Origin of the sequence: Bacillus sp. LNXM65, assembly GCF_002998575.1 — a bacterium.
Lineage (GTDB): Bacteria > Bacillota > Bacilli > Bacillales > Bacillaceae > Bacillus.
This window is the reverse complement of sequence record NZ_PVRB01000010.1, coordinates 35,443-54,574: the sequence shown is the minus strand read 5'-3', so window position 1 is coordinate 54,574 and position 19,132 is coordinate 35,443. Positions and strand designations below refer to the sequence as shown.

Annotated in this window: 35 protein-coding genes and 1 pseudogene; all 36 read right to left on the bottom strand. The window is 42.5% G+C overall.

Going from position 1 to position 19,132, the window contains the following annotated elements; all coding sequences use genetic code 11:
* Positions 1-89: 89 nt before the first annotated feature.
* Positions 90-605: a GNAT family N-acetyltransferase gene (locus C6Y03_RS17815; RefSeq protein ID WP_106031901.1), complete on the bottom strand. Its 516-nt coding sequence runs from the start codon at positions 603-605 to the stop codon at positions 90-92.
* Between the two features lie 199 nt (positions 606-804).
* Positions 805-1,197, bottom strand: coding sequence for a 30S ribosomal protein S9 (rpsI, locus tag C6Y03_RS17810; RefSeq protein ID WP_003217273.1), 393 nt, complete (start codon positions 1,195-1,197; stop codon positions 805-807).
* Positions 1,198-1,217: 20 nt separating this feature from the next.
* Complete coding sequence (gene rplM / locus C6Y03_RS17805) at positions 1,218-1,655, bottom strand: 50S ribosomal protein L13 (RefSeq protein WP_003217042.1); 438 nt, start codon at positions 1,653-1,655, stop codon at positions 1,218-1,220.
* Between the two features lie 166 nt (positions 1,656-1,821).
* Positions 1,822-2,565, bottom strand: a complete 744-nt coding sequence (gene truA / locus C6Y03_RS17800; RefSeq protein WP_106039698.1) for a tRNA pseudouridine(38-40) synthase TruA — start codon at positions 2,563-2,565, stop codon at positions 1,822-1,824.
* 11 nt (positions 2,566-2,576) lie between these two features.
* Positions 2,577-3,374, bottom strand: a complete 798-nt coding sequence (locus C6Y03_RS17795) for an energy-coupling factor transporter transmembrane component T family protein (protein ID WP_106039697.1) — start codon at positions 3,372-3,374, stop codon at positions 2,577-2,579.
* The gene (locus C6Y03_RS17790) at positions 3,371-4,240 is read right to left on the bottom strand and encodes an energy-coupling factor ABC transporter ATP-binding protein (protein WP_044139648.1); all 870 of its coding nucleotides are present in this window, start codon (positions 4,238-4,240) and stop codon (positions 3,371-3,373) included. Before C6Y03_RS17790 ends, C6Y03_RS17795 begins: the two co-directional genes overlap by 4 nt.
* On the bottom strand, positions 4,216-5,058 hold the full coding sequence (locus tag C6Y03_RS17785; protein WP_106039696.1) for an energy-coupling factor ABC transporter ATP-binding protein: 843 nt from the start codon (positions 5,056-5,058) through the stop codon (positions 4,216-4,218). Before C6Y03_RS17785 ends, C6Y03_RS17790 begins: the two co-directional genes overlap by 25 nt.
* A 124-nt stretch (positions 5,059-5,182) precedes the next feature.
* Entirely contained in the window at positions 5,183-5,545 is a 363-nt protein-coding gene (rplQ, locus tag C6Y03_RS17780; protein WP_003216944.1) for a 50S ribosomal protein L17, read from the bottom strand.
* Between the two features lie 76 nt (positions 5,546-5,621).
* Positions 5,622-6,566, bottom strand: a complete 945-nt coding sequence (locus tag C6Y03_RS17775; protein ID WP_003217009.1) for a DNA-directed RNA polymerase subunit alpha — start codon at positions 6,564-6,566, stop codon at positions 5,622-5,624.
* Between the two features lie 175 nt (positions 6,567-6,741).
* Positions 6,742-7,137, bottom strand: a complete 396-nt coding sequence (gene rpsK, locus C6Y03_RS17770) for a 30S ribosomal protein S11 (RefSeq protein ID WP_003217231.1) — start codon at positions 7,135-7,137, stop codon at positions 6,742-6,744.
* 20 nt (positions 7,138-7,157) lie between these two features.
* Positions 7,158-7,523, bottom strand: a complete 366-nt coding sequence (gene rpsM, locus C6Y03_RS17765) for a 30S ribosomal protein S13 (RefSeq protein ID WP_003217023.1) — start codon at positions 7,521-7,523, stop codon at positions 7,158-7,160.
* A gap of 21 nt (positions 7,524-7,544) precedes the next feature.
* Positions 7,545-7,658 (bottom strand): 50S ribosomal protein L36, encoded by a 114-nt coding sequence (gene rpmJ / locus C6Y03_RS17760; protein WP_003156543.1) that lies wholly within the window; start codon positions 7,656-7,658, stop codon positions 7,545-7,547.
* A 31-nt stretch (positions 7,659-7,689) separates the two neighbouring features.
* Positions 7,690-7,908, bottom strand: a complete 219-nt coding sequence (gene infA / locus C6Y03_RS17755; protein ID WP_003217190.1) for a translation initiation factor IF-1 — start codon at positions 7,906-7,908, stop codon at positions 7,690-7,692.
* Positions 7,886-8,193 (bottom strand): annotated as a pseudogene (locus C6Y03_RS19410) (KOW domain-containing RNA-binding protein). The gene infA and the pseudogene C6Y03_RS19410 overlap by 23 nt, the downstream one beginning before the upstream one ends.
* A gap of 27 nt (positions 8,194-8,220) precedes the next feature.
* Positions 8,221-8,967, bottom strand: coding sequence for a type I methionyl aminopeptidase (map, locus tag C6Y03_RS17745; protein ID WP_003217210.1), 747 nt, complete (start codon positions 8,965-8,967; stop codon positions 8,221-8,223).
* The gene (locus tag C6Y03_RS17740; RefSeq protein WP_034665602.1) at positions 8,964-9,617 is read right to left on the bottom strand and encodes an adenylate kinase; all 654 of its coding nucleotides are present in this window, start codon (positions 9,615-9,617) and stop codon (positions 8,964-8,966) included. Before C6Y03_RS17740 ends, map begins: the two co-directional genes overlap by 4 nt.
* Before the next feature lie 55 nt (positions 9,618-9,672).
* Positions 9,673-10,965: a preprotein translocase subunit SecY gene (secY, locus tag C6Y03_RS17735; protein ID WP_012008710.1), complete on the bottom strand. Its 1,293-nt coding sequence runs from the start codon at positions 10,963-10,965 to the stop codon at positions 9,673-9,675.
* A 1-nt stretch (position 10,966) separates the two neighbouring features.
* A complete protein-coding gene (gene rplO / locus C6Y03_RS17730) occupies positions 10,967-11,407 on the bottom strand; it encodes a 50S ribosomal protein L15 (protein ID WP_003216888.1) in 441 nt (146 codons plus the stop codon).
* A gap of 30 nt (positions 11,408-11,437) precedes the next feature.
* On the bottom strand, positions 11,438-11,620 hold the full coding sequence (gene rpmD, locus C6Y03_RS17725) for a 50S ribosomal protein L30 (RefSeq protein ID WP_003217067.1): 183 nt from the start codon (positions 11,618-11,620) through the stop codon (positions 11,438-11,440).
* Between the two features lie 13 nt (positions 11,621-11,633).
* Entirely contained in the window at positions 11,634-12,134 is a 501-nt protein-coding gene (rpsE, locus tag C6Y03_RS17720; protein ID WP_003217179.1) for a 30S ribosomal protein S5, read from the bottom strand.
* Between the two features lie 24 nt (positions 12,135-12,158).
* Entirely contained in the window at positions 12,159-12,521 is a 363-nt protein-coding gene (gene rplR / locus C6Y03_RS17715) for a 50S ribosomal protein L18 (protein ID WP_003216951.1), read from the bottom strand.
* A 32-nt stretch (positions 12,522-12,553) separates the two neighbouring features.
* The gene (gene rplF / locus C6Y03_RS17710; protein WP_003217186.1) at positions 12,554-13,090 is read right to left on the bottom strand and encodes a 50S ribosomal protein L6; all 537 of its coding nucleotides are present in this window, start codon (positions 13,088-13,090) and stop codon (positions 12,554-12,556) included.
* Between the two features lie 31 nt (positions 13,091-13,121).
* The gene (gene rpsH / locus C6Y03_RS17705; protein WP_003217040.1) at positions 13,122-13,520 is read right to left on the bottom strand and encodes a 30S ribosomal protein S8; all 399 of its coding nucleotides are present in this window, start codon (positions 13,518-13,520) and stop codon (positions 13,122-13,124) included.
* Positions 13,521-13,551: 31 nt separating this feature from the next.
* Complete coding sequence (gene rpsN, locus C6Y03_RS17700; protein ID WP_008356542.1) at positions 13,552-13,737, bottom strand: 30S ribosomal protein S14; 186 nt, start codon at positions 13,735-13,737, stop codon at positions 13,552-13,554.
* A 22-nt stretch (positions 13,738-13,759) separates the two neighbouring features.
* Complete coding sequence (rplE, locus tag C6Y03_RS17695; protein WP_003217159.1) at positions 13,760-14,299, bottom strand: 50S ribosomal protein L5; 540 nt, start codon at positions 14,297-14,299, stop codon at positions 13,760-13,762.
* Between the two features lie 25 nt (positions 14,300-14,324).
* Positions 14,325-14,636, bottom strand: coding sequence for a 50S ribosomal protein L24 (gene rplX, locus C6Y03_RS17690; RefSeq protein ID WP_003217151.1), 312 nt, complete (start codon positions 14,634-14,636; stop codon positions 14,325-14,327).
* A 35-nt stretch (positions 14,637-14,671) separates the two neighbouring features.
* Positions 14,672-15,040, bottom strand: coding sequence for a 50S ribosomal protein L14 (gene rplN, locus C6Y03_RS17685; RefSeq protein ID WP_003216882.1), 369 nt, complete (start codon positions 15,038-15,040; stop codon positions 14,672-14,674).
* Between the two features lie 39 nt (positions 15,041-15,079).
* Positions 15,080-15,343 carry a 30S ribosomal protein S17 gene (rpsQ, locus tag C6Y03_RS17680; RefSeq protein WP_003216906.1) on the bottom strand — a complete coding sequence of 88 codons (264 nt, stop codon included), beginning with the start codon at positions 15,341-15,343 and terminating at the stop codon, positions 15,080-15,082.
* Between the two features lie 25 nt (positions 15,344-15,368).
* Complete coding sequence (gene rpmC / locus C6Y03_RS17675) at positions 15,369-15,569, bottom strand: 50S ribosomal protein L29 (protein WP_003217155.1); 201 nt, start codon at positions 15,567-15,569, stop codon at positions 15,369-15,371.
* A complete protein-coding gene (gene rplP, locus C6Y03_RS17670; protein WP_003156478.1) occupies positions 15,559-15,993 on the bottom strand; it encodes a 50S ribosomal protein L16 in 435 nt (144 codons plus the stop codon). Before rplP ends, rpmC begins: the two co-directional genes overlap by 11 nt.
* A 1-nt stretch (position 15,994) precedes the next feature.
* A complete protein-coding gene (gene rpsC / locus C6Y03_RS17665; RefSeq protein WP_003217241.1) occupies positions 15,995-16,651 on the bottom strand; it encodes a 30S ribosomal protein S3 in 657 nt (218 codons plus the stop codon).
* 3 nt (positions 16,652-16,654) lie between these two features.
* Entirely contained in the window at positions 16,655-16,996 is a 342-nt protein-coding gene (rplV, locus tag C6Y03_RS17660; protein WP_007496316.1) for a 50S ribosomal protein L22, read from the bottom strand.
* Positions 16,997-17,013: 17 nt separating this feature from the next.
* A complete protein-coding gene (rpsS, locus tag C6Y03_RS17655; protein WP_003216920.1) occupies positions 17,014-17,292 on the bottom strand; it encodes a 30S ribosomal protein S19 in 279 nt (92 codons plus the stop codon).
* A gap of 57 nt (positions 17,293-17,349) precedes the next feature.
* Positions 17,350-18,183, bottom strand: coding sequence for a 50S ribosomal protein L2 (rplB, locus tag C6Y03_RS17650; RefSeq protein WP_007496314.1), 834 nt, complete (start codon positions 18,181-18,183; stop codon positions 17,350-17,352).
* 28 nt (positions 18,184-18,211) lie between these two features.
* A complete protein-coding gene (gene rplW, locus C6Y03_RS17645; protein ID WP_003217016.1) occupies positions 18,212-18,499 on the bottom strand; it encodes a 50S ribosomal protein L23 in 288 nt (95 codons plus the stop codon).
* Positions 18,499-19,122: a 50S ribosomal protein L4 gene (rplD, locus tag C6Y03_RS17640; RefSeq protein ID WP_007496312.1), complete on the bottom strand. Its 624-nt coding sequence runs from the start codon at positions 19,120-19,122 to the stop codon at positions 18,499-18,501. Before rplD ends, rplW begins: the two co-directional genes overlap by 1 nt.
* Between the last annotated feature and the right edge of the window lie 10 nt (positions 19,123-19,132).

The window sequence follows — 19,132 nt, the reverse complement described above, 5'->3', positions numbered from 1 at the left end:
CCCTCTTCTGCTTATTTGATCTGATTATATCAATAGCGAAAGCCAAGAGATATTTGAAATGACGAATCACTTCATATCATGAAAACTTATCAAGTTTTCCATTCCTCTCGTAAAATGGCATAGTAAAATTCATCCCACCACTCATTTCCTTGTGGTATACACTTTTTAAAATACCCTTCTCTTCTCATCCCCATTTTCTCCATCACTCTCCACGATGGCACATTTTCAGGCTGACAAGTGGCAATGATTCGATGTAAATTCATTGTGTGAAAGCCATAATGTAGTACAGCATAAGCCGCTTCTGATGCATAGCCTTTGTTTTGATATGCAGGATTGAAGACCCACCCAATTTCATATGTGTGCTCACCAAAGTACGGATGAAACGCGATATGCCCAATGCATGTATGATCTTCTTTTAATAGGACAGCGACATACTTAGCATTTTCATGACGATTATTTTTGATAAATTCCTTCGCATCTTCTTTAGAAAATACATCTTCCGGAATATACTTCATCACTGCCGGATCAGATGTATATGCATAAACATCCTGCCAATCATCATCAGTAAATGGTCGAATGAGACACCTTTCTGTCGTTAGATTCATAGGACAACCTCCATAAATAATCTTCTTTTAAACAGAAAACTTTCTATACTCATATTTTATACGTATCCAAAAGGAAGTGACCAGTCATTATTTATTAAATAAAAAGCACAAAAAAAAGCACCAGCAGGATGCTGATGCTTTTAATATATGGTTTGTCTGTAACAAACCTTTGTAAAACGTCCATACAATATAAAATTGATTAACGTTTTGAGAACTGAGGAGCTCTACGTGCGCCTTTAAGACCGTATTTCTTACGCTCTTTCATACGAGGGTCACGAGTAAGAAGTCCAGCACGTTTAAGTGATGTACGGTACTCAGGATCTACTTCTAGAAGAGCACGAGAGATACCGTGACGAATTGCTCCAGCTTGACCAGAGAATCCACCACCGTGAACAGTTACAAGAACATCGTAGCTGTTAGCTGTTTCTGTGATGTTCAAAGGTTGTTTCACGTCTTCGATTAAAGCAGCGAATGGAATGTATTCAGTAATTTCACGATTATTAACGACGATACGGCCTTCACCTGGAACTAAGCGAACGCGCGCTACAGAACTTTTACGACGACCTGTACCGTAATATTGAACCTGTGCCAAATTGTTAACCTCCCTTATAATTAACCGCGAAGTTCGTAAACTTCAGGTTGTTGTGCTTGATGTGGATGCTCAGAACCACGGTACACATTTAATTTTTTGAACATTTGACGGCCTAATGGACCCTTTGGAAGCATACCTTTGATAGCAAGCTCCAACATTTTTTCAGGGTAGTTTGTACGCATCTCAAGAGCAGTTCTTTGTTTCAAACCACCTGGGTGCATTGTGTGACGGTAGTAAATTTTGTCCGTCAATTTCTTACCTGTTAATTCGATTTTCTCAGCATTGATGATGATGACATGATCACCTGTATCAACGTGTGGTGTATAAGTTGGTTTGTGCTTACCGCGCAAAAGTGATGCTACTTCAGTAGATAGACGACCTAGAGTCTTGCCTGCCGCATCAACAACTAGCCATTTGCGCTCAATTGTGCTTGCGTTCGCCATTGGTGTTGTACGCATGAGTTTCCCTCCTAAATAAATCAATAATTTTTCCTTGAATCAAATGCTACGTTCTATTTCAAAACACAAGATAAGTCTTCCGGGGCTTATTTGTGGGGTTGAAATACATACCATATGATATCTTATAACTTTCTGCTTCCTGTGTCAAGAACATGTTACACCTGGTTTAGTTGTCATAGAAAACTTCCCATAAATACAGTCCGTGACTAGGCGCAGTCTTGCCTGCCGCTTCGCGATTTCGGGCGGCAAGCATGGCTTTTATCTCATCAGGGTGTAATTTACCAGATCCGACTTCAAGTAACGTTCCAGCGATAATTCGCACCATGTTGTATAAAAAGCCATTTCCTCTCACGCGCATTTCAAGCCCGTCTGAGACGTTTTTCCACTCGAGGGTGTAAATCTCCCTCACCTTGTCCTGAACCTCTGTATTGGCTGCACAAAAGCTTGTGAAATCGTGTGTGCCAATAAGGTGTCCAGCAGCTTCTCTCATTTTGTCTGCATCCAACCGGTAAGGAAAGTGGCAGGCATACTGTCTCGTGAACACATTTTGGTGCGTTTCCGTTGAGACCTTATAACGGTACTCCTTCGAAACGACACTAAAACGTGCATGAAACGACTCATCCACTTCCTCAGCCTTTAGAACCCTGATGTCATCCGGCAGGAGACTATTGAGGGCAAAAGGCCATCTTTCCATCGGAATCGAGAGCGGCGTGTCGAAATGAATGACCTGCCCCTTCGCATGGACGCCGCTGTCCGTCCGACCAGAAGCCACAATCGGAACCAGTTCATCCTGTTTGTGCATTTTTGCAAGAGCAGACTCGATCTCCGTCTGAACTGTCCGCTGCCCAGGCTGCACCTGATAGCCTTTAAAATGTGTCCCATCATAGGATACGGTACATTTGACCTTCATCTAGGAATCACCTAATTTCTCAGAAGTACAAGGAGTGCTGTTAACAGGATGAACAGGAGCAGTGTGAACGTGTCTTTCATGCCCCAGACAAGCTGACGGTATTTCGTCCGTCCTTCCCCTCCGCGATAGCCTCTCGCTTCCATAGCAGTCGCTAGTTCCTCTGCACGCTTAAATGCACTGACGAAAAGTGGGACAAGTAAGGGAACGATGGCTTTCATGCGATCTTTAAGAGGTCCGCTTGTAAAATCAACACCTCTTGCCATTTGTGCCTTCATGATTTTGTCAGTCTCTTCTAGTAAGGTTGGAATAAATCGAAGAGAGATGGACATCATGAGAGCAAGCTCATGAACGGGCAGTTTGATTCTACGGAATGGGTGAAGCAGCTTTTCCATACCGTCTGTCACTTCTATAGGCGTTGTGGTTAACGTCAGAAGTGTCGTCATCATGATGAGATAGACAAAACGGAGTGAAATGAAAATCCCCTGCTTTAGACCTTCTTCATAAATATTTAAAAAACCAAAGTGAAATAGCAAGGCGCCATCCTTTGTCATGAAGATATGCAGAATGAAGGTAAACAGGACAATCCATAGGATCGGCTTCATTCCCTTGAGAATAAAGTATAGCGGCACCTGAGAAACCATCACCACAAGGAGGGTAAAGACACCTAAAAGCCCGTAAGTGATGTAATTATTAGCAAAAAAGACAATAAAGACAAAAAAGAAAATTGATAACAGCTTTGTCCTTGGATCAAGACGATGGACAAAGGATGAACCTGGCACATATTTGCCGATAATCATACTATCCATCATGATGTCGTGTCCTCCTGATAAAGAGCTGTTAAGGCTTCTGCCATTTCATCCATGGTCAGAAGCGGCCTTGGAAACGTAATACCCAGCTTTTCTTCTACAGTCTGCTGGAATTTAATCGTTTCTGGGAGGTCGAGACCAAACGAAGACATGTCTGTACGATTGGCAAACAATTCTCTCGGCGTACCTGTCGCCTTTACCGTTCCTTTATGCATCACAATCATTTGATCCGCATAATGAGCGGCGTCCTCCATACTGTGTGTAACCAGAATCGTGGTAAGGTTTGCCTTTTGATGAAGCTCATAGAACATGTCCATGATTTCCTTCCGTCCGCGTGGATCTAACCCTGCAGTCGGCTCATCCAGCACAAGCACTTCTGGCTCCATCGCTAGAACACCTGCAATCGCCACACGTCTCATTTGACCGCCGCTTAGTTCAAAGGGAGATCGAGATAATAGGGATTCAGGAAGACCGACTAGCTTCAGCATTTCCTTCGCCTTTGCTTCTGCCTTTTCCTGAGGAACACCGAAATTCATCGGACCAAAGCAGATATCCTTAAGGATCGTTTCTTCAAAGAGCTGATGCTCAGGAAACTGAAACACGATGCCTACTTTTTTCCGGAGGGACTTTAAATCCTTCTGCTTTTTATTGGCTTGTAAGACGGTATCTCCAAGCGCAATGCTCCCCTTCGTTGGTTTGAGCAAGCCATTTAAATGCTGCAGCAATGTAGACTTGCCAGAGCCCGTATGACCAATGACAGCGACATAGCTACCCTCTTGGATGGAAGCATTGACATCATACAAAGCGAGACGCTCAAACGGCGTTTTCATTTGATAACGATGCTCTAATTCTTTGATCGTAATGTCCATAGCTCTTTCACCAATCCTTCTTGTGTCAAATGGGCATTTGCAAGCGGTACACCTTGCTGCTTCAATTGTTTGCTCAACCGATAGGAGAATGGCAGATCAAGTCCAATCTGAACCAGCTGTTCGTCTAGTTCAAATACTTCCTCTGGGGTTCCCTCGGCAAATTTTTTCCCGCCATTCATGACAATGACCCGGTCTGCCTTGGCGGCCTCGTCTAAATCATGTGTGATGGAAATGACTGTGACCGTTCCTTGTTCCTTCAGTAGTCTAACAGTCTCTAACACTTCTTCACGGCCAATCGGATCAAGCATCGATGTTGCTTCATCTAAGATCATGATGTCAGGGCTTGCGGCAAGTACACCTGCAATGGCGACTCTCTGCTTTTGCCCGCCTGATAGATGGTGCGGCTCTTGATCAAGAAACTCCTGCATATTGACCTGTTTGACAGCCCAATCTACACGTTCTATCATCAATTCCCGCTCAATCCCGTTATTTTCTAAACCAAAAGCCACATCATCACGAACCGTTGAGCCAACGAATTGGTTATCTGGGTTTTGAAAGACCATTCCGACCTTTTTGCGAATATCCCAGACACTCTCTTCTTTCAGCTCAATCTCTCCAACCTTGACCGTTCCAGCATCCGGTAAAATGAGCCCATTCAGTACACGGGCAAGTGTGGATTTACCTGAACCGTTATGACCAACAATGGCGAGCCATTCATTTTGATTCACATGCAATGACACTTGATCTAAAGCGGGCTTGTCCGCATCCTTGTGATAACGAAATACAATGTCCTTTACGTCAACTAATGTCTTCCCCATCTCTACCGGACCTCCTCTCAGCTCAACCTCTTCTTTGCTTATTGTTAAAAAGCCGTAGTATCTAAAAAAGGGCATAGATCCAGTTATGAACTGTCCCGCCCTTTCTTAGATACACGCTATGTGATTAAACTAATTCAATGACAGCCATTGGTGCGCCATCGCCGCGACGAGGTCCAAGCTTCATGATACGAGTGTATCCACCTTGGCGATCTTCGTAGCGAGTTGCAACGTCAGCGAATAATTTTTGAAGTGCATCTTGGTTTGTTTCAGCGTTAGCTACTTCATTACGAATGTAAGCTGCAGCTTGACGGCGAGCATGAAGATCTCCGCGTTTGCCAAGAGTGATCATTTTTTCAACTACAGAGCGAAGTTCTTTCGCACGTGTTTCAGTTGTTTCGATGCGTTCGTTGATGATCAAATCAGTCGTTAGGTCACGAAGCATTGCTTTACGTTGTGCACTAGTGCGTCCTAGCTTTCTGTATGCCATGTGATGTCCCCTCCTTAGTTAGAGAATGCTGTATGAATAAAAAACACACGAAAATCCTAGTTCACAATGAAACTAGTCAATCGTCTTTACGAAGACCCAGTCCAAGTTCTTCTAGTTTCGCTTTCACTTCTTCAAGAGATTTACGTCCAAGGTTACGAACTTTCATCATATCCTCTTCTGTCTTGTTAGCAAGCTCTTGAACAGTGTTAATACCCGCACGCTTCAAACAGTTGTAAGAACGAACAGAAAGATCAAGCTCTTCAATTGTCATTTCAAGCACTTTTTCTTTTTGGTCTTCTTCTTTCTCAACCATGATTTCAGCATGCTGAGCTTCGTCAGTTAACCCAACGAAAATATTCAGGTGTTCAGTTAAAATCTTAGAACCTAGAGCGATCGCTTCTTTCGGTCCTGTGCTTCCATCAGTCCATACATCTAGTGTTAATTTATCATAGTTTGTGATTTGCCCGACACGGGTGTTCTCCACTTGATAAGTCACACGAGATACAGGTGTATAGATTGAGTCGATCGGAATCACACCGATTGGCTGATCGTCTCTTTTGTTTGCATCAGCAGGATTATACCCGCGACCTCTTTGTGCAGTTAAGCGAACACGGAAGCTCGCATTCTTGCCAAGAGTTGCGATGTGAAGATCTGGATTTAAGATTTCAATATCGCTGTCGTGTGTAATATCAGCAGCTGTTACAGTACCTTCATCTTGTACATCAATTTCAAGCGTCTTCTCTTCTTCAGAGTAGATTTTGAGTGCAAGCTTTTTAATGTTTAAGATAATCGTTGTAACATCTTCAACCACGCCTTCGATCGTTGAGAATTCGTGTAAGACACCATCTATCTGGATCGATGTTACAGCTGCACCAGGAAGTGAGGATAAAAGGATACGACGAAGGGAGTTCCCTAAAGTGGTACCATATCCACGCTCAAGTGGCTCTACGACAAACTTGCCATACTTGGCATCGTCGCTGATTTCAACCGTTTCGATTTTTGGTTTTTCAATTTCGATCATCTAATAAAACCCTCCTTCAAAACGTCGAAACCTCGAATAGAATCATATGAGATTCCATCCGAAATTCCTCATTGTTTAGTCCCGTATGTGCTCAGGCAACGAGTCGTGTATTCGTCTCATAAATAACTGTATCATAACCCATTATTGACAGGGACACAAAATCTATACAAACAAATTACACGCGGCGACGTTTTGGTGGACGGCATCCGTTATGAGGAACTGGAGTTACGTCTCTGATTGCAGTAACTTCAAGACCTGCAGCTTGAAGCGCACGAATTGCAGCTTCACGACCAGAACCAGGACCTTTAACAGTTACTTCAAGTGTTTTAAGACCATGTTCGATAGAACCTTTAGCAGCAGTTTCAGCAGCCATTTGTGCAGCGAAAGGAGTAGATTTACGAGAACCTCTGAATCCTAATGCACCAGCACTTGACCAAGAAATTGCGTTTCCATGAACATCAGTAATCGTTACAATCGTGTTGTTGAAAGTGGAACGGATATGAGCGATTCCAGCTTCAATATTCTTTTTCACGCGACGTTTACGCGTATTTTGTTTACGAGCAGCAGCCATTCTTTAACTACCTCCTTTACTTATTTTTTCTTGTTAGCTACAGTACGACGCGGACCTTTACGAGTACGCGCGTTGTTTTTTGTGTTTTGTCCACGAACAGGAAGTCCTCTACGATGACGGATTCCGCGGTAGCTTCCGATTTCAATTAGACGCTTAATGTTAAGTGAAACTTCACGACGAAGGTCACCTTCTACTTTAAGTTTGTCAATGATATCACGGATTTTACCAAGTTCGTCTTCAGTTAGATCGCGAACGCGAGTGTCTTCAGAAACACCTGCTTCTTTAAGGACTTGTTGCGCAGTCGTACGACCAATTCCAAAAACATATGTTAAAGAAATGACAACACGTTTATCACGTGGAATATCTACACCAGCAATACGAGCCATGATTTGGGCACCTCCTTGTTATTAGCCTTGTTTTTGTTTATGTTTTGGGTTTTCACAGATCACCATTACTTTTCCTTTTCTGCGAATCACTTTACATTTTTCACAGATAGGTTTAACAGATGGTCTCACTTTCATGTGTTTCCAACCTCCTTCTTCCGGAGTTGCTTTATTTGTAACGGTACGTAATTCTACCACGAGTTAAGTCATATGGAGATAATTCTACCGTAACTTTGTCTCCAGGTAAAATGCGAATGAAGTGCATACGGATTTTTCCTGATACATGAGCCAAAACTGTATGACCATTCTCTAGTTCAACTTTGAACATTGCATTTGGCAAAGTTTCTGCTACAGTACCTTCCACTTCAATTACATCGTCTTTCGCCATTCAAGTGTTCTCCCTTCTTCAAATCAGTAACTTGCTCTCTGACAAATGTCCAAATGAGATCATCTCAATTGTCCATCTATCACCCGACCTGTTTTGAATATACTGTTCTGAACTTCCGGAGATACGCAACCATAAAAGGTTATATGATTGATATTTTTTCTTAGGAGAATGAAATTTACGCTTTTCTCCGTCTGCGATTAGTACATGGCAGCCACCGAACATGCCGATGACACCTGTATACTGATCTTGTTCTTTCCTTTGGACTATACAGACAACCTGCCCGATTTGGGCCTGAAAGGCTTCAGTGAAGACCTAAATCTTAGTCAGTATATCAAAACCTGTATCTGTAATCGCAATCGTATGCTCAAAGTGAGCACACTTTTTCCCATCAACCGTTACAACCGTCCAGTTATCAGCCAATGTTTTCACATATCGGCTGCCTGCGTTCACCATCGGTTCGATGGCCAACACCATTCCAGGTTTTAGCCGCGGGCCTTTGTTGGGCGGACCATAATGAGGAATTTGAGGGTCCTCATGAAGATCCTGTCCGACCCCATGTCCAACATATTCTCTAACAACTGAGAAATTCTCGTTTTCTACATACGTTTGTATGGCATGGGAAATGTTCGACAGACGTTCGCCTGGCTTTGCTTCCTGTAAGCCTTTATATAGAGATTCCTCTGTGACTTCCAGTAGTTTGCGGTCTTCATCACTGATTACCCCAACTGGATAAGTCCAAGCAGAGTCACCATGATAGCCATTTAACTTTGCGCCAATATCGATACTAATGATGTCGCCATCACGTAAAACCCGTTTACCAGGAATACCGTGAACGAGTTCTTCATTCACCGAAACGCAAATGCTCCCGCGAAAACCATTATACCCTTTAAAAGATGGGATTGCACCCTGCTTTGTAATAAAACGTTCGGCAATTTGATCCAATTCTTTTGTCGAAATACCTGGTTTTATGTGTTTCTTCAGCTCTTCATGAGTCAGTGCGACAATGCGTCCAGCTTCTCTCATAATCTCAAGCTCGCGAGGAGTTTTACAGATAATCATTTATTTAATCCCCCAAGCAGGTTCTTGATATCTGCATATACATCGTTAATGTGCTTCGCACCATCAATGTTTGCAAGATATCCTTTTTCTGAATAGAAGTTCAGTAAAGGTTCAGTCTGCTTTAAGTTTACTTCAAGTCTAGTCGAAACGGTTTCTGCATTATCATCTGCACGTTGATAAAGTTCGCCTCCACACTTATCGCAAACATTTTCTTTCGCAGGTGGATTGAATACTAAATGATATGTCGCTCCGCAATTTTTGCAAATTCTTCGGCCAGTCAGACGCTCCATCAAAGCATCTTTATCGACTTTAATATTAATGACATAATCAATCGTTCTGCCAAGGTCCTTTAGAATTTCTTCTAAAGCTTCAGCCTGAGCGACTGTTCGCGGAAATCCGTCCAGAAGAAAACCTTGTTCACAATCATTTTTGCCAAGTCTTTCTCTAACAATACCGATTGTGACCTCATCAGGAACAAGCTCTCCTTTATCGATAAAGGATTTTGCTTCGAGCCCAAGTTGTGTCTCCTCTTTCATAGCAGCGCGGAACATATCTCCTGTTGAGATATGAGGGATCCCATAATCATCAACAATTCGTTCTGCCTGAGTGCCTTTACCAGCACCCGGAAGCCCCATTAAGACTAAGTTCATTTCGGATTTCCCCTTCCTTACTTAGAGAGGTTGGGCAGAAGCCCAGCCCTCTGTTTTATTTCATAAATCCACGGTAGTTTCGTTTCACTAATTGGCTTTCAAGCTGTTTCATTGTTTCAAGTGCAACACCTACAACAATGAGAAGACTTGTGCCGCCAATTTGTGCAGCGGAAGGTAATCCAGCGAATTGAATGAAAAAGATAGGAAGTATTGAAATCACGGCTAAGAAAATGGCGCCCACAAACGTGAGTCGGTACAAAATGCTCGTAATTCTATCTTGAGTCATTTTCCCTGGACGAACTCCCGGGATATAGCCACCCTGCTTTTGCAGATTTTCAGCCATTTGTTCAGGATTCACTTGGACAAAGGCATAAAAATATGTGAAAGCAACAATCAGTGCTACATAAATCGTCATACCGATTGGCTTAGTATAGTCAAAGTTGTTGGTTATCCAAGTTGTCACATTATTGGTTCCGAAGAACGATGCAACCGTCTGCGGAGTAATAATGAAAGAAACGGCAAAGATGACTGGAATCACCCCTGCTGGATTCACTTTCAATGGAAGGTGCGTTGCTTGACTAGCAGACATTTGTGCACGGCCAGTTCCTTTTGAATATTGAATCGCAATCTTTCTCACTGCCATTTGAATGTAAATAACACCGATAACAATGACAAGGATAGCAATAACAATAAGGGCAATTTTCAGGATTTGCATGAACAGCTGTCCATCTCCACCCACAAATTGCTGAGCGTACACTTGTTTTAATGTTTGAGGGATACCTGCGATGATACCGGCAAAGATAATAATCGAAATACCGTTACCAACACCGTGAGCAGTAATCTGCTCTCCCAGCCACATTAAAAATGCTGTTCCCGCAGTGAGTACGACCGCAATTAAGAGGTACGTTGAAACACCTGGGTTTTCAATCAGCATGCCTCCTGCCATATTGTTGAATCCATATGACATTCCTAACGCCTGGATAAAACCTAGAACAATTGTAAAATACCTTGTGAATTGTGCTAATTTTCGGCGGCCAACCTCTCCTTGCTTTGACCACTCAGTAAACTTCGGAACAACATCCATCTGCAAGAGCTGAATGATGATCGAAGCAGTGATATACGGCATAATCCCCATTGCAAGAATGGAGAATTGGAAAAGTGCCCCGCCCCCAAACGTGTTGAGGATCCCGAAAACACTCATTTGATCCTGTGCCTGGAGAACTTCGGCGTTCACATTAGGCACAGGGATGAAAGCACCTATACGAAAGACGATTAACATTAAAAGAGTGAATATAATCTTATTCCGTATATCTTTCACGCGCATAAAATTGGAGATTGTCTTAAACAAGTTAGATCACCTCGGCTGTACCGCCAGCAGCTTCAATAGCTTCTTTCGCAGAAGCAGAGAATTTATTGGCTTTTACAGTTAATTTTTTTTCTAATTTACCGTTGCCAAGAATTTTTACTCCTGCTTTTAACTTGCTTATTGCACCAGTCTCTAGAAGAAGTTCAGGAGTTACTTCCGTTCCTTCGTCAAAACTGTTTAATCTGTCTAAGTTGATAACCGCGTAATCTTTACGGTTGATGTTTGTAAAACCACGTTTTGGAAGACGTTGGAATAAAGGCATTTGACCACCTTCGAAACCAGGGCGTACACCGCCGCCAGAACGAGCGTTTTGACCTTTATGACCTTTACCAGAAGTTTTACCGTTACCTGATCCAATACCACGACCAACACGGTTGCGTACTTTACGTGAACCTTCTGAAGGCTTCAATTCATGAAGTTTCATTTGGGCACCTCCTTATCGATTAAAAATGTTTTATTGTTCTTTAACAGAAACTAAATGAGACACCTTGTTAATCATGCCGCGGATCGCTGCATTGTCTTCATGTACGACTGTTTGGTTTGTTTTCTTAAGACCAAGAGTACGAACAGTGACACGCTGATCTTCTGGGCGACCGATTACACTGCGTTTGAGGGTAATTTCTAATTTATTTGCCATTAATGTTCCCTCCTTATCCTAACAGGTCTTCTACAGATTTTCCACGAAGCTTCGCAACGTCTTCAGCACGTTTAAGTTCACTTAAACCCTGAAGTGTTGCGCGGATCATGTTGATCGGTGTATTAGAACCTAGAGATTTAGAAAGGATATCAGCTAGACCAGCAAGCTCAAGAACCGCACGCACTGGGCCTCCAGCGATAACTCCTGTACCTTCTGAAGCAGGCTTCAATAGAACGTTTCCTGCACCGAATCGACCGATGATTTCATGTGGAATTGTAGTTCCAACCATTGGTACTTCAATTAAATTCTTTTTCGCATCTTCAACAGCTTTGCGGATCGCTTCTGGTACTTCTTGTGCTTTACCAGTACCGAAACCTACATGACCGTTTTTGTCACCGACAACAACTAAAGCTGCAAAACGGAAACGACGTCCACCTTTAACAACTTTCGCTACGCGGTTAACCGTAACTAAGCGTTCTTCTAACTCTAATTTGCTTTGGTCAATACGACTCATTCGGATGTGTCCCTCCTTCTTTTATTAAAATTTAAGTCCAGCCTCACGAGCAGCTTCAGCTAGAGCTTTTACACGTCCATGATATAAGTATCCTCCGCGGTCAAATACCACGTTAGAGATTCCTTTTTCAACAGCACGTTTTGCAACAAGTTCGCCAACTTTAGTAGCAGCTGCAGCGTCAGAACTATTCTCGATCTTTAACTCTTTATCAAGAGTAGAAGCACTTACAAGTGTTACACCGTTAACATCATCAATTACTTGAGCGTAGATGTTCTTGTTAGAACGGAAAACGTTAAGGCGAGGTCTTTCAGCAGTACCTGAAAGTTTCGCACGAACACGAGCGTGTCTTTTAAGACGAGTAGCGTTTTTGCTAGTTTTCGTAATCATCCGAGTCACTCCTTTCTTCACATTAAGCGATCTTACTTACCAGTTTTTCCTTCTTTACGGCGAACGAATTCACCTTCGTAACGAATTCCTTTACCTTTGTAAGGCTCTGGAGAACGGACAGCGCGGATGTTAGAAGCTAGAGCTCCCACACGCTCTTTATCGATACCTTTAATGACTACTTTCGTTTGAGATGGAACTTCGACTTCAACTCCAGCCTCAGGAACGATTTCAACTGGATGAGAGTATCCAACGTTAAGAACAAGTTTGTTTCCAGATTTAGCTGCACGGTAACCGACACCGATAAGTTCTAAACCTCTTTCGAAACCTTTAGATACACCTTCAACCATGTTTGCAATTAAGCTACGTGTTGTACCATGTAAAGCACGGTGTTCTTTATGATCAGACGGACGGCTTACAGTTAAGACGCTGTCCTCAATTTTAATTTCCATATCAGGGTGAAATGTACGAGTTAGTTCACCTTTTGGTCCCTTTACTGTCACTGTGTTATCGTTGTTTGTCACAGTAACTCCTGAAGGGATCTCGATTAGTTTTTTACCTATACGAGACATACCAAGCACCTCCATTCATCTTAAACTTTTTTTACCATACGTAAGCAAGTACTTCTCCACCAGCTTGTTTAGCACGGGCTTCTTTGTCCGATAAAACACCTTGTGATGTAGAAATAATTGCGATTCCAAGTCCGTTAAGTACACGTGGTACTTCATTTGATTTCGCATATACACGTAAACCAGGTTTACTGATTCTTTTTAGACCAGTGATAACACGCTCGTTGTTTTGGCCATATTTAAGGAACATACGGATAATTCCTTGTTTGCTGTCTTCAACATATTCAACGTCACGGATAAAACCTTCACGCTTTAAGATTTCAGCAATTTCTCTTTTGATTTTTGAAGCCGGTACTTCTAGCTTCTCATGACGTACCATGTTCGCATTGCGAATACGAGTCAGCAAATCTGCAATCGGATCTGTCATAACCATTATTTAATAACCTCCTTCCCATTTATGGGGATTACCAGCTGGCTTTTTTAACGCCAGGAATTTGTCCTTTATATGCAAGTTCGCGGAAACAAATACGGCAAAGTTTAAACTTGCGAATTACTGAATGTGGACGTCCACAACGTTCGCAGCGCGTATACTCTTGAACTTTAAACTTTTGTTTGCGTTGTTGTTTCGCAATCATAGACTTTTTAGCCACGATTTCGCCTCCCTTTCATTGATTATTTCTGGAACGGCATACCTACTTGAGTTAATAACTCACGTGCTTCTTCGTCCGTATTGGCAGTCGTAACGATAACGATATCCATACCGCGGACTTTTGTTACTTTATCGTAATCAATTTCTGGGAAGATTAACTGTTCTTTAATACCAAGCGTGTAGTTTCCACGACCGTCGAAAGATTTCTTAGAAATCCCGCGGAAGTCACGTACACGTGGTAAAGATACAGAAATAAGTTTATCAAGGAAATCGTACATGCGCTCTCCGCGAAGTGTTACTTTCGCACCGATTGGCATTCCTTCACGTAGACGGAATCCAGCAATAGACTTCTTCGCACGAGTAACGACAGGTTTTTGACCAGCGATAAACGTTAATTCTTCAACAGCAGTATCGATTGCTTTAGCGTTTTGAACAGCGTCACCAACACCCATGTTGATCACGATTTTTTCGATTTTTGGCACTTGCATTACTGATTTGTATTCAAACTTAGAAACTAATGCAGGTGTAATTTCTTTTACATACTTTTCTTTAAGGCGGTTCATGAGAAAGACCTCCCTTCCTTATTTACTATTTATCTAGAACTTGCCCAGATTTTTTCGCTACACGGACTTTCTTTCCGTCCTCAACTTTATACCCAACACGTGTCACTTCACCCGTTTTAGGATCAAGCGGCATTACGTTTGATACGTGGATCGGCGCTTCTTGTTCAGAAATTCCGCCCTGAGGGTTAGCTTGGGTTGGTTTAGAGTGTTTTTTCACAAGGTTAATACCTTCTACTAAAACACGGTCATTCTTAGGGAAAGCAGCAAGGATGACTCCTTGTTTACCTTTATCTTTACCAGAGATAACCACTACTTTATCGCCCTTTTTAACATGCATTTAATCGCACCTCCTTGAGTCGCGGATTGTATTCATTAAAGTACTTCTGGTGCTAGAGAAACAATTTTCATATAGTTGTTTTCACGAAGTTCACGTGCTACTGGTCCGAAGATACGAGTTCCACGCGGGCTCTTGTCGTCACGGATAATGACACATGCATTTTCATCGAAACTGATGTAAGATCCATCGTTTCTGCGAGCTCCGCTCTTTGTACGAACGATAACTGCTTTCACAACTTCACCTTTTTTGACAACGCCTCCTGGTGTTGCTTGTTTAACCGTACAAACAATGACATCACCGATGTTAGCCGTCTTACGTCCAGAGCCACCAAGAACTTTAATCGTTAGTACTTCGCGTGCGCCAGAGTTGTCAGCTACTTTTAAACGAGTCTCCTGTTGAATCATTAATGTTACCTCCTTTCGGAAAAAGAAATCCGAACTTTATTAGATAATAACGGCTTCTTCGACAACTTCAACTAGACGAAAGCGTTTAGTCGCAGATAAAGGACGAGTTTCCATGACCTTTACGATGTCTCCGATTTTTGCTTGGTTGTTTTCATCATGTGCTTTGAACTTCTTAGAGTATCTTACACGTTTGCCATAAAGTGAATGTTTTTTGTATGTTTCAACTACAACAGTGATGGTTTTATCCATTTTGTCAGAAACAACACGACCTTGATACACTTTACGTTGGTTACGTTCGCTCATGTTTGCGGGGCCTCCCCTCTAATTATTATTTATTAGCAGCGATTTCTCTTTGACGAATCACAGTTTTCATGCGTGCGATTGATTTACGCACTTCACGAATGCGAGCAGTGTTTTCAAGCTGCCCAGTCGCTAATTGGAAACGAAGATTGAAAAGTTCTTCTTTAAGAGACTTTACTTTTTGTTCAATTTCAGCAGTGGTAAGGTCACGAATTTCATTAGCTTTCATTTGATTCACCACCAATTTCTTCACGTTTTACGAACTTCGTTTTAATTGGCAATTTGTGAGATGCAAGACGAAGAGCTTCACGAGCAACTTCTTCAGACACACCAGAAATTTCAAATAAAACTTTGCCCGGTTTTACTACAGCTACCCATCCTTCTGGAGCACCTTTACCGGAACCCATGCGGACTTCTAGAGGTTTAGCTGTGTATGGCTTAGAAGGGAAAATTTTAATCCAAACTTTACCGCCACGTTTCATGTAACGAGTCATAGCAATACGAGCAGCTTCGATTTGACGGTTTGTGATCCAAGAAGCTTCAAGAGCTTGGATACCGTACTCACCGAAATGTACTTCAGTGCCACCTTTTGCACGACCACGCATTTTCCCACGATGTTCTCTGCGATACTTCACGCGTTTTGGCAATAACATATTATTTTCCTCCTTCCGCAGTATTCTTCTTAGTTGGAAGGACTTCTCCACGATAGATCCATACTTTTACGCCAAGCTTACCATAAGTAGTGTCAGCTTCAGCAGTAGCATAGTCGATGTCAGCACGAAGTGTGTGCAACGGAACAGTACCTTCACTGTAATATTCAGAACGAGCAATATCTGCACCGCCAAGACGACCAGAAACCATTGTTTTGATTCCTTGTGCTCCAGCACGCATTGTGCGTTGGATTGTTTGTTTTTGTGCACGACGGAATGAAATACGATTTTCAAGTTGACGAGCGATGTTTTCAGCAACTAGCTGAGCATCAAGATCTGCTCTCTTGATTTCAAGAATGTTGATGTGTACACGTTTGCCAGTTAGGCTGTTAAGAGCTTTACGAAGTGCTTCAACTTCAGATCCGCCTTTACCAATTACCATACCTGGTTTAGCCGTGTGGATTGTGATATTTACGCGGTTTGCAGCACGTTCGATTTCTACTTTAGAAACAGACGCGTCAGACAAACGCTTGCTGATGAATTCACGGATTTTCAAGTCTTCATGTAAGAAGTCAGCGTAATCTTTTCCTGCGAACCATTTAGATTCCCAATCACGAATGACGCCAATACGAAGACCTACTGGATTTACCTTTTGACCCACGGATTATCCCTCCTTCTTTTCTGATACAACGATTGTAATGTGGCTAGTACGTTTGTTAATTGCGCTCGCACGACCCATAGCACGTGGACGGAATCTCTTAAGTGTTGGACCTTCGTCAACGAATGCTTGAGTAATCACTAGGCTGTTAGCGTCCAACTCGTAGTTGTGCTCAGCGTTTGCGATAGCAGATTTTAATACTTTTTCAATAATTGGTGAAGCAGCCTTAGGTGTAAGGTTTAAGATAGAAACTGCTTCTCCTACTTGCTTACCTCGGATCAGGTCCATTACTAGACGTGCTTTACGAGGAGCAATACGGACTGTTCTTGCGACAGCTTTAGCTTGCATTTAAAAGCCTCCTCTCATTAGCGTCTTGTTTTTTTATCGTCACTAGCATGACCTTTGTAAGTACGGCTTGGTGCGAATTCGCCCAATTTGTGACCTACCATATCTTCAGAAATGAAAACAGGTACATGTTTGCGTCCGTCATAGACAGCGATTGTGTGACCGATGAATTGTGGGAAAATTGTAGAACGACGAGACCAAGTTTTTACGACTTGCTTTTTGTCAGTTTCATTCAATTTCTCGACTTTAGCCATCAAATGATCATCAACAAATGGTCCTTTTTTTAAGCTGCGAGCCATTGTGGAACCTCCCTTCGTGATTGAACTACGGCCCTAAATGAACCGTAGACAACCCCGTTACTTGTTTTTACGACGACGTACAATGAATTTATCAGACTTGTTGGTTTTCTTACGAGTCTTGAATCCAAGAGTCGGTTTACCCCATGGAGACATTGGTGATTTACGTCCGATTGGAGCGCGTCCTTCACCACCACCGTGTGGGTGATCGTTAGGGTTCATTACAGAACCACGAACTGTTGGGCGTACGCCTTTCCAGCGAGAACGTCCAGCTTTACCGATGTTAATTAATTCGTGTTGCTCGTTTCCAACTTGACCGATAGTCGCACGGCAAGCAGAAAGAATCATGCGAACTTCTCCTGAGTTCAAACGTACAAGAACGTATTTACCTTCTTTACCAAGAACTTGAGCAGAAGTACCAGCAGAACGAACTAATTGTCCACCTTTACCTGGTTTTAATTCAATGTTATGCACAACTGTACCAACTGGGATGTTGATAAGTGGAAGAGCATTACCTGGTTTGATGTCAGCTTCTGGTCCAGAAGTAACTTCAGTACCAACTTGGATTCCTTTCGGAGCAAGAATGTAACGTTTCTCACCATCTGCATAGTTTACAAGAGCGATGTTCGCTGAACGGTTTGGATCATACTCGATTGTAGCAACGCGTCCAGGTATACCGTCTTTATCACGCTTAAAGTCGATGATACGGTATTGACGTTTATGACCGCCACCTTGATGACGAACAGTCAATCTACCTTGGTTGTTACGTCCGCCTTTTCTGTGAAGCGGTGCAAGCAACGATTTTTCTGGTTTGTCAGTCGTGATTTCAGCAAAATCTGAAGTAGTCATGCCACGACGACCATTACTGGTTGGTTTATACTTTTTAATCGCCATTTTGAATTTCCCTCCTTCTTTTTAAGATTTACGCTTCAAAAATTTCGATTTCTTTGCTGTCAGCAGTTAATTTCACGATCGCTTTTCTGCGACGGCTAGTCATACCAGTGTAGCGTCCAACGCGTTTAGATTTCCCTTTGTAGTTTTGAACGTTGACTTTCTCAACTTTCACTCCAAAGATTTCTTCAACAGCGTCTTTCACTTCTGTTTTGTTAGCTCTGACATCAACTTCGAACGTGTACTTCTTCTCTGTCATTAGATCAGCAGAACGTTCAGTAATGATAGGGCGCTTTAGAACATCACGAGGATCTTTCATTATGCAAGTCCCTCCTCTACTTTTTCAACCGCTGCTTTAGTGATCAGAAGTTTGTCGTGGTTGACAACGTCAAGAACGTTGATACCGTTAGCTTCAACAACTGTTACTCCAGGGATGTTACGAGCAGATAAAGCAACTGTTTCGTTTGCATCCGCAGTGACGATCAACGCTTTCTTCTCAACAGATAATCCTTTAAGGATGCCTGCGAATTCTTTCGTTTTCACTGCATCAAGAGTCAAATCTTCAAGAACGATGATGTTGTTGTCGATTACTTTAGAAGACAATACTGACTTGATAGCCAAGCGGCGAACTTTTTTAGGTAATTTATATGAATAACTGCGTGGTGTTGGACCGAATACGATACCGCCTCCGCGCCATTGTGGTGAACGAATAGAACCTTGACGAGCACGACCTGTACCCTTCTGTCTCCAAGGCTTACGACCTCCGCCACGTACTTCAGAACGAGTTTTTACTTTATGAGTTCCTTGACGTAAGGAAGCTCTTTGCATAAGAATAGCATCGAATACTACGCTTTCGTTTGGCTCGATTCCAAACACAGAAGCGTTTAATTCGATTTCACCGTTAGTAGAACCGTTTTGGTTAAATAATGCTACTTTTGGCATGACTTGTTTC